Genomic DNA, 15989 nt, shown 5'->3' with positions numbered 1-15989 from the left:
GGCAATAGGCGTCCGGTTTTAAACAAAATTGATATGGATTTCAAAAAGTATAAACATAAAGCGTTTGGTTTAAGGCTTTGCTTGTCTATGCTGTTGGTCTTTGCCGGAACCTTTTCGGCCTGGGCCCAAGTGGCTGTGACGGGCCGGGTATTGGCCACGCAAGGCAGGGAACCGATCGGGGGCGTACAGGTAAGCGTATACGGCGTGGCGGGCAAAAGTGCCCAAACCGACAGCCTTGGCGTATTTTCCATTGACATGGACAATATGGCCGGTGCGCTGGAATTCAAGTACGCCGGCTTCAAGACGCGTTTGGTCTATTTGAGCGGCCGTACGGACGTTACGGTTCTGCTTGACGACGAACTCATGGATTCAGATGCGGACCAAGCCGTATGGAAAGGCCCGTTCTTCGCTCCGGAAGATAACCCTTACGGCGTGACGGTCTTGAGAAGTTCGGATTTGGCTGGCAAAGGACACCTGTTCCTTTCCGATGCTCTCAACGGCTTGGTGCCTGGTCTTTATTCCTCCACACGTTCGGGATTTCTGGGTTTTGGCTCCACGATGAATATCCGCGGAACGGGCTCGATGAGCGCCAGCACTAGGCCCGTAGTGGTGATCGACGGAGTTATTGTCGAAAACCGCTTCGGCGATTACAGCGCCTCGGGCGGACCTGATTTCGATCCTTTGTCTATCGTAAAAGTGGGCAACGTGGAATCGGTGACCGTGATTAAGGACGGCGCCACTTCGCTTTACGGAGCTATGGGCGCGAACGGCGTTATTCTGGTGAGAACAACCAGGGCCAAAGCCTCGGAAACGATGGTGGACATCGAATCGAATTTTGGCGTGTTGTTCGCCCCCAAAGAAATGCCTGTTCTGGACGCCAACGGCCACAAAAACCTCCTGTTGGAGCAAATGCAGGGCCGTGGGTTCGATTACGAATATCTTAAGGAGTACCACCCGTTTATGGTGGGCGAGGCCGAAGGCGAGGAGCATTACCGCTATTCGTCCGATACGGATTGGCAAGACTGGCTTTACCAGCGGGGTTTTGCCCAAAACTATTCGGCCTCTGTAAGGGGCGGTGACGAATTGACCAATTACGCTGCCACGGCGGGCTATACCAGCGTGGACGGATTCATCAAGAACACGAATTACGATCGTTTTGATTTCGGATTGAACAGTGAAATGAGTTTGCTCAGACGCTTGACCGTTCGTCCTAAAGTGATGTTCTCCAGAACCACATCCGACATGCGGGACCAGAGCGGTTCGGAGGCTTCGAATCCGTTATTGGCCTCACTCTACAAGTCGCCGATGATGTATCCGTACGAAATCAGCGAAGATGGATATCCTTTACCTCGTTTTGAGGATGTCGGGCTTTTTGGTGTCAGCAACCCCAAGGCTTTGGTGGAAGTGGGCACGGGAAGCAGTGAAACGTTCCGGACATTGGCGGGAGTAGATGGCAATCTGGAAATCCTTTCCAATCTGGGCATGTATTTCAATGTGGGAATAGATCTTCTCAAATTTAGCGAAGACGCTTTTGTTCCCGACGTGGGCGTGGCGCCTCAGCTGGGCGGAAGCGTAAACAACGTTCTGAAACATATGGAGCGGACCTATTATTCGTCGTACGCCGGACTCGGTTTCGATTTTGCCCAAAACTTCGGGACAAAACACCGTTTGGCGGCCAGAGCCGGCATTTGCGTAAAGCAAAACGACTTCTCCGAGAGCTATGTGGTGGACGGCAATTCCGCTTCCGATGTTTTCACCAAAGTGGGTACAGGTTCGGGTTTGCACCGTTATCTTACTCCCACCGGCGGATTGTGGAATGCCATGACTTTGGAAGCTTCCGCCAACTACTCGTATCTCAACAAATATATCTTGGCCGGCAACGTGGCCATGGAAGGCAACTCGCGCTTTGACAAAGACTACCGTTATGGATTTTTCTACTCGGTGGGCGGTGCTTGGCGGGTTTCGGCCGAGCCGTTTATGGCGACTGTCCGCGGACTCGACGAATTGAAACTGCGCGCCAGCTACGGCGTGTCGGGCAACGATGATATCGGCAATACCGGAGCGCTGTACTTCTATGAGTCGGTTCCTTACCACAACGTGACGGCCGTAGTGCGAGGAGGGGTGCCGAACCCGAACTTGCGTTGGGAAGAGACCAGCCAATACAACGTGGGAGTGGATATGGCTTTCGCCCATAATTTCGTCAATCTTTCGGTTGATTATTATGATGCCGAAATCACCGACCTGCTCGGCTACAGACTGTTGCCGACTTATTACGGCGACCAAGCCTTGCTCAGTAATGGCGGTAGCCTCAAGACTACGGGATTTGACGTTTCCGTAAACGTAAGGGCGATCGAAACCAAACGCTTCGGCCTTGGCTTTACGGCTATTCTTTCCAAATACAAAACGGAAATGCTGAGCCTGCCGTCCACTTTGGGCGATATGCCTTCGGGTGAAAACGGAGTGGCGGACGAAATGCTGATCCCGATTGAGGGAGGCGAGCGGATCGCCCGAGTGTCTAGTCCGGCGAACCTGTTTTACGGCTACAAGACCGCCGGCGTATATTCCACTTCCGAAGCCGCCGGAGCCGACGGTTACGTAAATGAGGCCGGAATACCTTTCGGTGCCGGCGACGTGCGTTTTGTGAACCTCGACAACACTGACGGAAACAAAGTCATTGACGAGAACGACAAGACGGTTATCGGCGATCCGAATCCGGACTTTATGGGATCATTCACCACCAGACTCCGCTACGGCAGATTAAACGCCAGCGTAATGCTCGATTTCAGCTACGGTAACGATATCTACAATCATCTCCGCAGGAATCTGGAATCGATGGACACTTACCGCAACCAGAGCACGGCCGTGGAAAGCCGCTGGCGCCGCGAGGGCAACGTGACCGATATGCCCAAAGCCGTTTACGGTGATTCGATGCAGAACAATCGTTTCTCGGATCGCTGGATCGAGGACGGGTCTTTCCTGAGGGTACGCAATGTTAGTCTGAATTACAGCGTGCCGTTGAAGAACCTGAAGTTTGTCCGCAGTCTGGATATCCACGTAACGGGTAACAACCTGTTGACCTTTACCAAATATCTCGGATTCTCTCCGGATGTATCGGCCGGTGACGGAGCTGTAGGTATCGGCGCCGACTATGGCAGGTTTCCGGTAACCCGCTCGTTTATGGCGGGATTCAAGCTGGGAATTTAAAGATTGGAAGGACCTGCGTGGCGGTTTCGAACATAAAGCCCCCAAAACCGCCGGGTCCTCCTTTTATTCAGTGAGAAATCGCGTCGCTGTGGCTAAGCGGCGCCAACGCAGAACCAATATGAAAAAATATACGAAACTCTGGATATGCCTTTTGGCCTTCGGGATGCTTTCCTTGGGAAGCTGTTCCGATTTCTTCGAACCGGACCAAGATATGGTTTTGGAGAAAAAAGACCACTGGGATACGCACGAGAAAGTGAGGCGGGGCCTGATCGGAGCCTACTCCGAACTTCAGGACGTGGTGGAGGAAATGATAGTGCTGGGCGGCGTTAGGGCCGACCTGCTTACGGTAACCGAAAATTTCGACGCCGACCTAAAGGAACTCAACGAGCATAATATCGGCAGAAACAATTCGTACGTGGACCCTCGTCCGTTTTATGACGTGATCACAAACTGCAACGAGTTGATTGCCAACGTGGACAAAGCGTTGGTCGATCCCAAATTCTCCGAAGAACTGAGAGATGCGTACAAAGCCGAAGCCATAGTGCTGAGAGCTTGGACGTATTTCCAACTAGCCCAAACTTTCAAGACCGTACCCGTTATAACAGATCCGCTGGGCGGTATAGACGGCGAATACGAGCCGGATATGTTGAACCTTAAGCAAATGGTAAACTGGCTGACGGAAGAAGTGATAAAAGTGGCCGATGCGCCAAAGTTGGTATGGGGAGAGGACATTTCGGACCAAGTCTGGGACCGTGTGTTTGTCAATAGAAATGCCCTGCTGGGCGAACTGCACTTGGTGGCGGGCAATTACCAAAACGCCGCGGACCATTTCTACTCGGCCATCATTACCGACGGTGGCGGAAAAGATGATTCCAGCTTCAAGTGCAATAAGGATGAGACAGGAGGAAGCTGGAGTTCTTTCTGGTTTGTAGCCGGAAGTGGCAGTGCGTACTTGGAACAGGTTACTGTTATTCCGTTTTCGGCTTTCAGAAGGCAGACAAACGAAATCGCGACGCTGTTTTCGAGTGTGAGGTCGGGGAAATACCTTTTGAAACCCAGCGAAAACGCCATTGAGAATTGGACTACGGAAGTTGATACTCCACGTGATCCTAGAGGGCTTTTCGGATCATACGGCGTTATTGACAAGCGTAAGCAAGTGACCAAATATTCGAGCTCTACAGACGACGTGTTTTCCATCTATCGCGCAGCGGATTTGCATCTCCTTTACGCCGAAGCGATAAATCGGGCGGGCAATCCGGACGAGGCCTTGGACGTGATTAACGACAAGCTTCGCGATTCGCCGAAATCAAATGGCATCCGCGGGCGCGTAGGCCTTCCAAAAATCGATTTGTTGCAATACGCCGGAATGGAAGACACTCCGCAAAATCTGGACAAATTGGAGGAAGTGGAAAGGCTCCTTTTGGAAGAAAGAGCCCGCGAACTGGCCTTCGAAGGCCGTCGTTGGAACACGCTTGTGCGCTTCGCTACCCGCAGTACTGATCCGTCGATTTTGGCTGACCGCATAGCGATAAAATTCGAGAAAGCGGACTTGCCCGCCGAAGGGATCAGAACCAAACTTTCCGATCCCGAGAACTGGAGAATCGAGTTCAACATGAACTTCTTGAAGAACAACTAACCCAGGAACTGTTATGGAATTTTTGAAAAAATATCTTCCGATGCTACTGGCCTTGGCGTTTTTCACGGCCTGTAACGAAGGGGAACCAGCCTTTGAGAATCCGCCTGAGAAAAAGGAGCTTAAGGTGGCCACTTTACCCCAAACTGACAGTGGCGTAACTACGGCCAATTTCAACGGCGAGATTCTTAGCGAAGGAGAAACCCAGATTGAGAAAGCCAGCTTTTACTATTGGGTTCAGGGCGATATGTCCACCAGAACGGAGGTCCCCATAGATTTGGAAGCCGATAAAGTGGACGGAGCGACTGGACGCTATTCCGTATCGCTTGACAACTTGCAGTCCTTTACCGACTATTCCTACATCTTCGCCGTAACTGACGAATCCGGCCGGGTAGACGGAGAAGCCATTTCGTTTTCCACGCTCATTTCGAGTGAAGTGGAGGAACCTGCGGTAAGTACCGGCGATGCCGAAGGCGTTTATTTCGGCGGAGCGGACATCAAAGGAACATTACTGGGCGACGGTAACGGATCGAAACTGAATGTTGTGATCGCTTTTTGGAAAAAAGGCTTTCCGGAAGGAAGACGCTACCAGTCGGTGCCGGAAGACGAGGACGGCAATTTGATTTTTGACGAGGATAACGGATTTGTGGTTAGCCTCAAAGGCCTTTCGCCTGGACAAGCTTACGTTTATCAGGCCGTAGTCCAGAACGAGTTGGCGATAGGCGAAGGCGAGATCAAGGAGTTTGTGACAAACACCCAGATTTTCGTGGACGCCACGGCACCCGAAGGCGGTAATGGATCGTCTTGGGAATCGGCTTTGAATAGCGTAAAGGACGCCATGTCCAAAGCCGAGGCGGGCGTAGAGATCTGGGTAAGCGCCAAAGGTGAATTTAACGAGTCAAAAATCATGTTGAAAAAGGACGTTAAACTGATGGGAGGCTTTGCCGGAACGGAAGATTCCGCCGACCAGCGTGATCCTGATCTCAAAACTGTGATTGATGGTACAAACCCTAGCGCCACATATAGTTCTCTGGATACGCCAATTTTGGAAATGGAAGCGGCGGCATTTGATGACGTATGCGAGATCGAACGATTCGTTTTCAAAAACGGATTGAATTATCTGGGCGGTGTGATGTTCAAGCGTCAAGGTTCCCCAAGTTTCACCGACTGTGAGTTTAGGAATAATTCGGCAAAAGTTGGAGGCGCTTTTTTCGGTTATGGTGACGAATCCCGATTTGTAAGATGCCTTTTCGAAGGAAATTTCGCTACTGGCCGAGCGGGAGCGATAGGGTTTAGTAACGGAACCAAAAAGTCAAGCACGTATTACGAGGAGTGTATTTTCAGGGATAATAATGCCCCGAATTACGGTGTGGGTCAATTGGCCGGGGACTTGGTTTTCAGGAATTGCACTTTCGAAAACAATACGGCAAGTAAATGGGGACTGTTCCACTTTTACAAAACCGGTTGTCCGCAGTTTCAGGGGAATACGGTCCTCATAGGAGACAACTTAGGTGATAATAGCCTCCACGTACGCGACCAGCGAAACTGTGGGGGATCTTATCCTGCCGATTGGAAAGTGAGCAATTAAGACAGCGGAGCGTCCGTTCTGGGTTCGTGATTTGGTAGGGCGCTTCCCTTGTCTGGACGGAAGTTTTGTGTTTGGCTTCCGTCCCTTACCGCTTTTTGTAAGGCGGATTCTGACCATAAAATGGTTTTCGACCACAAGAGTGAGCCATCTCTAGAGAGGCTACTCGCACAATCTTTTTACACTAAGTACATACGGTAAACAGTCAACAGGAAGTCTCTTTACCCTTTAAATGCAACCAGTGAAATAGTTTATGTATCGCAAGAAGAGTGTTTGAGGGTTTAACCGGTTGGATTACATAGCTCTAGCGTGTCTTCGAGCAGTCTCTTTACGCTTTACTATTTACTCTGTACTACTTCCCCTGTACTATTTCAAAAGAAGTGTTTATGAAAAGGAAAATTTTACTAGCGAGTCTTTTGCTCACGGGCTCTTTTTTCGCCTGTGACAGAGACGACGATATATATGTGACGGACAAGGAGGAAATTCCGGAATATACGCCCGTACACGTAATGAATGATATGTCGCAATATTGGTCGCCGGCCTTGGCGGGGCGGGAAGGAAGCCTTTTCGGCTCTTTCCTTGATTATGAGGGCAAGAAACAATATATGACCCAATCGTCGGCCACGCCGCGCGAGCTTAGGCCACATTTGTCTACGGTGAACGTGATCAACGTTTTTCTGGATATGAAAAACGGCCAGGCTTACGACGCGCAGGATTTGGACACTTACCGCACAATGGTTTCCACCGGCGGAGGCGTAGCTTTCTACGCCATGGGCGACGGGGCCGAAGCGATGGCGCAAGCCAACCTCTTGGCCAACGAATTCGGATTTCAATACCAAGCGGGCCCGGTGGGGCAAACAGTCGGAGGCGGTCTGAAGGCTTTCAACGCGGGCTTTTTCCTTGAGCTTGCCGATCCCGGCAAGTGGGAAGTATTGGCCGAGGCGGACGGAAAACCCGTTTGCGCCATTCGCGAGATGGAGAGCGGAAAAGTATTCGCTTCGGGATTCGATTTGTTCGGAACGGAAAAAGTTCCTGCCAACTACGATTTCTTTCAGGGTATTATAACAACGCTGTCCGCTAATAAGCAAGGGTTTGTTCCTTTGGGGAAATTCAAGAATCCCGTAGCGCCGGAAAAAGGCCTTGATGCGTTCGAATCGTCTGTGAAAACGAACGAATTCCTGAACGACGAAGCGTTGGCTATCAAGCCGATTTATGACGAGTTGGCCGAAACCATGCAGACTTGGTCCGGCTTTGAGCTGAGCGACGGCGGAGCCGAGGTAAACCTCCTTCCTTCCGACACCGAAGGCTGGACCGACGGTAACAGCATTTATATAGGAGCCTTTTACGGAGGCTTTCCGGCCGAAGAGGAAATGATGAGGAAGCGTCTTGGCGAATTGATTTTCGAGACTTGGTCGGCTTCTGTCCCGGAACCGATCGGGGAAAACGCGCTTTCGATCTACGCCAATTACAAACTGGCCGAGCTTTTGGGCGACGCCGAAGCCGATACCGAAGTGATGGATTATATCGCCAAGGCCAAAGCCAATTCCCAATACAGGGCCTATGATCCGGTGAATATGACCGCTGAGGAGAGGTCCGCTTTCCCCATGGACTTGCGGGTTGGGAAATATCTGAATATGATCGATTCGGTGCAGAAGGCTTATCCGGATATTGATTTCTTCAAAAACTATCTGGCATCCAAGAAGAGCGACCTGCCGGATTATGACGGCTTCGTTTACACTCCCCACGACGCCGTTTGGCTGATGGGTGAAGTGGTAGGCGACGACGAATTTCTGGAAAACGCCAAAGCGAACACCGGCTACGGCTTTATGCGTGACGGTATCCGCAACCCGTCGGCTTATGACCGGATTATTTTGGATCCGTCGTGGTGGAAGGCGGAGTGTCCGGAATCAAACGGTTCTTATCCGCCGAGCAGGTTATTTGACGGAAATGAAAACTCGTTTTGGCATACATGGTGGGGATCATTCCCTGACGGTCCGGGCGAAGTGACCATTACCGTAGATATGTTTGAAACCAATAAGGTGATGGGCTTTAGGTTCTTGCCACGTAAGACGGGAGGTAAGGATATGATCTCGCATATGGTTATATACGCGAGCGAAAACAAAGAGGATTGGGGAGAAGCCGTAGCGGAATTTAAATGGAATGGCGAATACGAACACAAGTGGTATGAGATATTCAGCAAGGAATTTAAACAGGCCCGGTATGTGAGGATAGACGTGAAGGAAGCTATGAGGTATTCGGGCGGTGCGTTTGTGGTGAACAAAGCTTCTCAATTCGCCGAGTTTAGGGTTTATTCCGAGGCTCCGGACAATTAAAGTGTTGCGTGCCTCCACCCGATAAATTCTGGGCGACAATTTAGTGTTTAATTCAATTACAGTAGGCAATGAGGTTCGCCTCAATTGGACTTCAATAGGCAACAGGCCCTGGAAAACGTCCAGGGCCTTTTTTTGTCAAAGCCATCCAGTAAATAGCCCTATGTTTCACAAAAGAGGTCCCGAGCAGTCTCTGTACTCTTTATCCTTTACTCTGTACTACAAAAAATCGCTACAAATTCTTCTTCCCAGCCACCAAATACGCCAAATACTTCACGGCGATTTTCACATGATAAAGCAAGGTGATCCCCCAACCGAACTCCTTGCCGTAGATCAGGAAACGCTCTTTCCAAGCCTGCCGGCGATTGACAGCCGAATAACCTCCGGTCAGATATTTGGCGATTACGCCTCCGGTATTGCGTATCGTTTTCGCCTTTTTCAACGATTTCACCACCCAATCGATATCCGCACTACAGCTATAACGCAGATCGTAGGCTGGAGCGATAGAGCGCCTTACCATAATGGATTGGTGGCAAACCACCATGCCGTCAAGCATGTTTTCGGCCTTAAGCGTTGCCGGCAATTTCCGGGTCGAGAGATCGCTTCTTGTGCCCAGCGTTTCGCCTTTCTCATTTATAAAAAGCGTTTCACCGTAATAGATATCGGCCAAGTCTTTCTCGTTTTTGAAAATGGAGGAAAGCGTGGAGGGAGCTTCCAGCTCGTCGCCCGAATTGATGAAAATGACGTATTCGCCTGTCGCCGCCCGTTGCCCTTTGTTCATTGCGTCGTAGATGCCACGGTCCGGTTCGCGGATTACCGTATGGATCCTGTCGGCGTATTTAGCCACCGTTTCGCTGGTGCCGTCCGTGGAGGCGCCGTCCACTATGATATATTCCAGATGCGGATAGTCTTGGCCCAATACGCTCTGGATGGTGCGCGCTATATGTTTGGCGTCGTTGTACACGATGGTGATGACGCTGACTGTGGCTGTGCTCATATTGGCGAAAATAGCGTCTTCGGGCCGTATGACGAAATATCGGGAGGATTTCTGTTCTTAACCCAAGAACCAAAACTTCCGGGAAGGAGTTGTTTTCTGGAACGGGTACCGGAGTGTTTCAAGGACAACAACGACATAGCGACCAAAGAGAACGGGCGGGCGGAGCGGAAGCGATAAGCAAAGCACCTCCTCCCGCTACTATTATTCACCTGGAAATGTCCAAGCTAATGGACACGAATGATTTTCGGGCCTATCTGGGTTACGGAAGTGATATGGAAGCGTTTTCCGAGGCCCCCGTACTTTTGAAGAGTATCCATAAGGAAATCACGCAATACCACCTCAAAAGACAGCGCCTCGTAACCCAGATGAACGAGAAGGACATGGCCATGCGTTATAAGGAAGAGGCGATGAAGGCCAAACAGGCTGTCCTGAAGACTAATGCCCGTATGCGAGATGTGTTTGGCAGGCATTCCAGCGTCGATAGCCGGGTGGCTTTCGGGGAGAAGTTGGCTCAGGAGCGCAGGGTGTTTGAAGGACACAAAAGAAACTTTGACGAGTGGGTGAAATCTACCCAAAAAGCTTTACACGACGCATTGGCTTCGCTTGACAGGCTTCGTTCCTATCTCTTTTCTTGGCATTCCGACACTTTGATAAAGCCGGGAGATCAAGACATCGAATTCGGTCTGATGGTGCGGATGATGAACCAAGTCGATCAGGAACACGCCGAACTTATAGCGTTAATGGCCGAGAATGGCTTTAAGTTCTGGTTGCCGGATTCAATGCAAGTTGACGGACGGGAAGCCGATGACATGACCCATTATTATTGGCAAGTGCTGATTTCCAATGAAAACGGGTTTGCAGTAGGCGCCTTGGGCAATGTGTACAAGCAAGCGGTCTCCGATGAGTTGGAACTTGTGGAGGAGGAAGAGCCTCAATCGGAATCCGAGTCCATAACCATCACCGCCAGCCATTCGCCGGAACTTACGGCTTCCGTAGCCGCTACGCCTTCGCCGCCTACAGTGCATTCGCCTAGCCCTTCGATGGAGACCAGTCTGGGACGCAAGCGTTCGTCTTCGGTACCTCAGCTTGACTTTCCGGACAAAACGGAAGTGCCGACGCCGGATTTCACGGATAGTGATCTGGAATCGTCCATTCGCCATCATGGCTCGGATACGGAACTGAATGTCCCCTATAAGCTCGGGACAAGGAAAGCCAGCGTTTGGGTGCCGGTGCCTAATCCCTTGCAGGTGAAAGAGTCTGAGATCCTTATGAGAGGAAGTAAGGCTTTGTACTGGGAACTGCGCCGGGCGGGGATGAAGCCCGGGGAGATCGATCCCAATATGAGGGATATGTTTGAAAAGCGCGAGGTGGAATATTCAGTGGAAGGGGCCCCGACGGAAGCTACGGATACGGCGTCCGCTACGCCGGTTCCGGGGCCTGTTAATGCCGAACCTTCGGTAAAGAAGAAATCGCCAACCTACCTGTCGTCTTCATTGGGTGTGGGAACCAGTATGTTTGTTACCTCCAGAGCGCCGGAACTGGAGCGTAAACCTACCCATAACAGCACCCATTCCATGCCTTTGGAAGAGTCTTCGGAAGTGAAAATAAAAAAGGTGGTGGATCCGATGTCTTCTTTGCCTTTGGACGCGTCGTTACGGCCATATCCGAAAATGACCGCCCGGCGCGAAGTGGTGGAGGATCCGGATTATCGCAAGCGTATCAACTCCTTGAACGCCCGCCTGTTGGCCAGCGATTCTGGGAAGGTTATTCTCAAAGAGTTGTTATTTGGCGAAGGCCAAAGCAGGGAATACGAGTATATCACCGGGCTGGGACGTGGCCGAGGTATAGAAGAGCCTTTGCCTGAGGATATCTCCGGAATGTTCCCCGAAATGGGCGACGGCCTTACGGTGCGCAAGCTGGAACGCGACGGCGCGCACTTCAACCCCGACGGGCCGGGGTATAAATTGTCTTATCTGAAAGACGGCCCCTTCCCGCGCAAAGTGTTGGGGCGTTTTCCCGAGAAGCTGGTTTACGGCGATTTTGTACGCGGTCAGTGGCACAAGCCGGGCAGGTATACCTTGGTGCCGCCGGAGTTGGTTTACGCCGAGATGCTGCACTCGGCTGCCAAGATCCGTAACGGGTCCCTTAAGTCCGAGTCTGAAAAAGAGGAAGCCCTGCGTGTGGGCGTGGACAAGCCCCTGCGCGACGAGTGGGAACTGCCGCTTACCGACGGTGGCCCGCTTATTCCGCTTACCCGCCGCGATACCGACGTGTTTAGGCTGGAAGGCGTGGATATGGCGGACGGGCCCCAAAAGGAAGCCAAGCCGAAGAAAAAATGGTTCCCTTTCTGGTGATACCCGCCTGTCTTGCCGAACATCCCGGATTTATTTCGCAACTTGTGACTCCCTTACTACATCTTACGACGCATGAATTATCTTTCGGTAGAATCGATAGGCAAAAGCTATAACGAGAAATTACTTTTTGAGAACCTGACCTTCGGCCTAAGCGCCGGTCAGAAAGCCGCCCTGGTGGGTGTAAACGGTTGCGGTAAGTCCACGTTGCTCAAGATCGTGGCCGGAGCCGAAAAGGCCGATTCCGGCGTAGTCGCTTTCCGCAAAGGCGTGAAGGTGGCCTATTTGGCCCAAAACCCCGAGTTCGACGACGAGCTGACGGTAATGCAGACCGTCTTCGCCGACGACAACGACATGCTCCGCGCCATCCGTGACTACGAGATGGCCTTGAAGCGGGTGGAAAACGGCGAAGACGCCCATGAGGCCCTGCAAAAAGCCATGGAAAAGGTGGACTCGCTCAACGCCTGGGACTACGAGACGCAGGTGAAGCAGATCCTCGGACGGCTCGGCATTCAGATGTTCGAACAGAAGATAGGAAGCCTTTCGGGCGGACAGCGCAAGCGCGTGGCCATAGCCAAGGCCCTGATCGAAAAGCCCGACTTCCTGATCCTTGACGAACCGACCAACCACTTGGACTTGGCCACCATCGAATGGCTGGAAAGCTATTTGGCCGATTCGCAGATGAGCCTTTTGTTGGTAACGCACGACCGCTACTTTCTGGAGCGCGTAACCACGGAGATATTCGAGATGCACCAAGGCAAGATCTTCACTTACCAAGGCAGTTACAGCCAGTTTTTGGAACAGAAGGCCGAGCGCCACGAGCAGGAAGCCGCCGAGGTGGACAAGGCCAAAAACCTGATGCGCAAAGAGCTGGACTGGATCCGCAGACAGCCAAAGGCCCGGGGCACCAAGGCCAAATACCGTATCGAGGCCTTTGAGGACCTGAAAGAGAAGGCGTCGAAAGACCTGAGCGAACAGCAGGTACAGCTGAGCGTAAAGACCACTAGGCTGGGGGGGAATATCTTGGAACTGAAAGACGTTTCGAAATCTTACGACGGACAGTACTATGTTAAGGACTTTACTTACCTTTTCAAAAAGAAAGACCGCGTAGGTATAATCGGTAAGAACGGGGTGGGCAAATCCACCTTCCTGAATATGATCACCGGAGCGCTGGCGCCCGACGCCGGCGAGGTAAACAAAGGCCTGAACACCGTTTTCGGATATTATACCCAAGAGGAAAACACCTTTAAGGAAGACCAAAGGGTAATAGAGATAGTGAAGGAAGTGGCCGAGGTGATAGATATGGCCGACGGCTCCAAGCTTACGGCCGGGCAGTTGCTGACGCTCTTCAAATTTCCGCCCGAGACCCAATACGGCTTCGTGGGCAAACTCAGCGGTGGCGAGCGCCGTCGTCTGCAGTTGTTGCGCGTGCTGATGCAGAACCCCAACTTCCTGATTCTTGACGAACCTACCAACGACTTGGATTTGGTGACGCTCAACATTCTGGAAGATTTCCTTTTCAATTTCGGCGGATGCCTGATCATCGTATCGCACGACCGCTACTTTATGGACCGCCTGATAGAGCACTCCTTCGTATTCGAGGGCGACGGCGTAATCAGCGACTTCCCCGGCAACTATACCGACTACCGCGAGGCCGAGAAAGAAAAGGCCAAGCTGGAAGCCCAAAGGAAAGAGGAGGAAAAGAAAAAGGCCGAGCCCAAAGCCAAATCGAACAGGGGAGGAGACCAGAAAAGAAAGCTATCTTACAAGGAGCAACGGGAATACGAAGCGCTGGAAACCGAGATAGACGAGCTGGAAACCCGCAAAGCCGAGCTGGTGGACCTAATGAACGGAGGCGGAAGCCACGAAGAGCTGGCGGCCTGGGCCAAAGAAGTGCAGGAAATAGAAGAGGCGCTGGAAGTTAAAACCGACCGTTGGTTGGAGTTGGCGGAGTATGTTTGATGACGGCAACCTGATCCTATAACGTCAATAATATTACAAAAGGGAAGAACGTCACTGTTCTTCCCTTTTGTTTTTATGCGCCGGATATGCCTAAAACGCCCTTTGTTGAGGCAACTGGACTTTGACTTGGCTCGCTTGTTTGTAATATCCGTTAGCGGATCTACTTCGAGGTACCGGTCAACTTGTTCGCCAACCAGTTTATAACCTTAGGAATCAGACCGGTGTTTTTTGTTTGCTCTTCAATTTCCTCCATCTCTTTTTCCTCATTGATCGTTTCAAATTCTTCGATCCAGGTGAAGTCTTTTAAGCGAAACCGCTCCAATATTTCGATTACCGATTTGGAGTCGAGGCTATAAAATGAATAGCAAATTTCCTCCTGTTCCTCAGAATCAACAGTTACGCTAAAGCCGAGTTCGAGTAGATTTAAGACTTCAAACCTATAATGTCCATAGAATAGGGCGAACCCAACCACTTTTTTCGCCTCGTCAGATTGAATACCTTCGACAGCTTCCGAGTTGACTTTTTCCCAATCAAAAGTCTTGATGAAGTTTTGGGTTTGCTCAAAATCATAAGAGTCAAACGTCTGTATAACCTTGTCTTCTTGATGAGCGGGATGTCTTTCAAAAACAATTGCCTTCATATCAAAATAGCATTAAAAAAACTCACAAATCCTTCGTTGATGTAGTTCGTGTCCTACATCTTGCACTAATAAAAAACGAAACGCAAAGATAGCTTTCATTCGCTTCTTTGGCCATCGTATTGATATGATATTGTCTTGTTTTTATATGGGAAGTGTTTGTTTGATGCGTAGAGAGCATGTGTTTCCCCCCGAAAACTAAAGCTGATAAGAACCGGCGAAAATAAGAAAACCACCCAAAACGCAACAATCCCAAAAAGAAAATCACCGAATACGCCTTTGAAAGCCAAACCGGGCCTCCACGGCAAAGGGCTATTCGCTAGTAAGTTAGGCGCCGGAATCGTACGGGCGTACATTCCATATTGGGTTATATTAAGTCATCTTTTTAACAAATCAACCCAATAGAACATGGAATACTATCTGATCGACAACAAACTAACGACGGACGACGAAAAAGACCAAACCGCAAAGGTAAGCGTGGGCAAAGTGCATGATCTGGACTCCGTAGTGGAGCTGATGATTTCCAGAGGTTCCACCACCACCCGCACGGATATATTGGCCGTGCTCAACGAATACCAAGAGGTGCTGGAATATATAGTGACGCAGGGCGAGGGCGTCAACCTGCCGAGTCTGAACCTGAACTATTCCATCACGGGCGCGTTCGAAGACCGCAACGACAGCTTCGACCCCACGCGCCACCAACTCAACCTTAAGGCCAAGCCCTCGCAACGGCTTAAAGAGGCCCTCAAGCACGTCAACCTCCAAAAGATCAAATCCCGCGTAACCGGCCCCCAAATCGAGCAAGTCGAAAACGGCATCACCGGCCAGACCGACGACACGGCCCAGTCCGGCGGCATCTTGGTCTTGGACGGCTCCCTGCTCAAGATAGACACCGAAGCCCCCGAAGCCGGCCTTTTCCTTATAGCCTCCGACGGTACCGAACACAAAGCCGTCCGCTTTATCGAGAACCGTCCGCAGAGGTTGGTGGCGCTGTTGCCGGCCGTACCTAGCGGGGAGTATGATTTGGAGGTGAGGACATTGCCGAGAGACAGTAAAAATATCCGTAGCATACGTTACAACACCAAGCTATCAATTTCATAACCTTATTAGCCCCTAACAGAAAAGCCTTCCCGATTTGGAAAGGCTTTTCTTTTGAACCGTCGTAGCGTTACGTATACTATATGCGTAACGCTACGCTTGAGTCATGCGTAGTACTACGTCGAAGGTGTGCGTAACGCTACGTTGATACTGTGCGTAACGTTACGCATGTGTTGGGAGTAAGCTTAAGAT

General features: G+C 51.0%; 9 protein-coding genes. 7 read left to right on the top strand and 2 right to left on the bottom strand.

All coding sequences use genetic code 11. The features are described 5' to 3' along the window. The first annotated feature begins 33 nt into the window (after window positions 1-33). The 4 genes from AABK39_RS14180 (at window position 34) to AABK39_RS14165 (ending at window position 8755) form a co-directional block, all read left to right on the top strand. On the top strand, window positions 34-3204 hold the full coding sequence (locus AABK39_RS14180) for a SusC/RagA family TonB-linked outer membrane protein (protein WP_338391997.1): 3171 nt from the start codon (window positions 34-36) through the stop codon (window positions 3202-3204). Window positions 3205-3322: 118 nt separating this feature from the next. Continuing rightward, the gene (locus AABK39_RS14175; RefSeq protein ID WP_338391996.1) at window positions 3323-4840 is read left to right on the top strand and encodes a RagB/SusD family nutrient uptake outer membrane protein; all 1518 of its coding nucleotides are present in this window, start codon (window positions 3323-3325) and stop codon (window positions 4838-4840) included. A 13-nt stretch (window positions 4841-4853) separates the two neighbouring features. After that, window positions 4854-6425 (top strand): right-handed parallel beta-helix repeat-containing protein, encoded by a 1572-nt coding sequence (locus AABK39_RS14170; protein ID WP_338391995.1) that lies wholly within the window; start codon window positions 4854-4856, stop codon window positions 6423-6425. A gap of 383 nt (window positions 6426-6808) precedes the next feature. After that, entirely contained in the window at window positions 6809-8755 is a 1947-nt protein-coding gene (locus AABK39_RS14165) for a discoidin domain-containing protein (RefSeq protein WP_338391994.1), read from the top strand. 229 nt (window positions 8756-8984) lie between these two features. Here the strand turns inward: AABK39_RS14165 and AABK39_RS14160 are convergent, their stop codons facing one another. Then, window positions 8985-9749: a glycosyltransferase family 2 protein gene (locus tag AABK39_RS14160; RefSeq protein ID WP_338391993.1), complete on the bottom strand. Its 765-nt coding sequence runs from the start codon at window positions 9747-9749 to the stop codon at window positions 8985-8987. Between the two features lie 113 nt (window positions 9750-9862). Here AABK39_RS14160 and AABK39_RS14155 point away from each other — a divergent pair, with 113 nt between their 5' ends. Together AABK39_RS14155 and AABK39_RS14150 are read left to right on the top strand one after the other, a co-directional pair. After that, window positions 9863-12103: a hypothetical protein gene (locus AABK39_RS14155; RefSeq protein WP_338391992.1), complete on the top strand. Its 2241-nt coding sequence runs from the start codon at window positions 9863-9865 to the stop codon at window positions 12101-12103. Window positions 12104-12175: 72 nt separating this feature from the next. After that, complete coding sequence (locus AABK39_RS14150) at window positions 12176-14062, top strand: ABC-F family ATP-binding cassette domain-containing protein (protein ID WP_338391991.1); 1887 nt, start codon at window positions 12176-12178, stop codon at window positions 14060-14062. A gap of 160 nt (window positions 14063-14222) precedes the next feature. Here the strand turns inward: AABK39_RS14150 and AABK39_RS14145 are convergent, their stop codons facing one another. Beyond that, complete coding sequence (locus AABK39_RS14145) at window positions 14223-14702, bottom strand: hypothetical protein (RefSeq protein ID WP_338391990.1); 480 nt, start codon at window positions 14700-14702, stop codon at window positions 14223-14225. A 405-nt stretch (window positions 14703-15107) separates the two neighbouring features. Between AABK39_RS14145 and AABK39_RS14140 the strand changes: the two genes are divergently transcribed. Then, the gene (locus AABK39_RS14140; RefSeq protein WP_338391989.1) at window positions 15108-15800 is read left to right on the top strand and encodes a DNA-binding domain-containing protein; all 693 of its coding nucleotides are present in this window, start codon (window positions 15108-15110) and stop codon (window positions 15798-15800) included. Window positions 15801-15989 lie beyond the last annotated feature (189 nt).

Source organism: Fulvitalea axinellae, assembly GCF_036492835.1.
GTDB lineage: Bacteria > Bacteroidota > Bacteroidia > Cytophagales > Cyclobacteriaceae > Fulvitalea > Fulvitalea axinellae.
Note: the sequence above shows the minus strand (reverse complement) of the source record. Positions and strands in the feature narration are given on the sequence as shown.

Excerpts from the sequence above, each read along its gene's own strand:
- AABK39_RS14175 (WP_338391996.1), top strand. The coding sequence starts at position 3,323 with ATGAAAAAATATACGAAACTCTGGATATGCCTTTTGGCCTTCGGGATG.
- AABK39_RS14165 (WP_338391994.1), top strand. The coding sequence starts at position 6,809 with ATGAAAAGGAAAATTTTACTAGCGAGTCTTTTGCTCACGGGCTCTTTT.
- AABK39_RS14180 (WP_338391997.1), top strand. The coding sequence starts at position 34 with ATGGATTTCAAAAAGTATAAACATAAAGCGTTTGGTTTAAGGCTTTGC.
- AABK39_RS14145 (WP_338391990.1), bottom strand. The coding sequence starts at position 14,702 with ATGAAGGCAATTGTTTTTGAAAGACATCCCGCTCATCAAGAAGACAAG.
- AABK39_RS14150 (WP_338391991.1), top strand. The coding sequence starts at position 12,176 with ATGAATTATCTTTCGGTAGAATCGATAGGCAAAAGCTATAACGAGAAA.
- AABK39_RS14160 (WP_338391993.1), bottom strand. The coding sequence starts at position 9,749 with ATGAGCACAGCCACAGTCAGCGTCATCACCATCGTGTACAACGACGCC.
- AABK39_RS14140 (WP_338391989.1), top strand. The coding sequence starts at position 15,108 with ATGGAATACTATCTGATCGACAACAAACTAACGACGGACGACGAAAAA.
- AABK39_RS14170 (WP_338391995.1), top strand. The coding sequence starts at position 4,854 with ATGGAATTTTTGAAAAAATATCTTCCGATGCTACTGGCCTTGGCGTTT.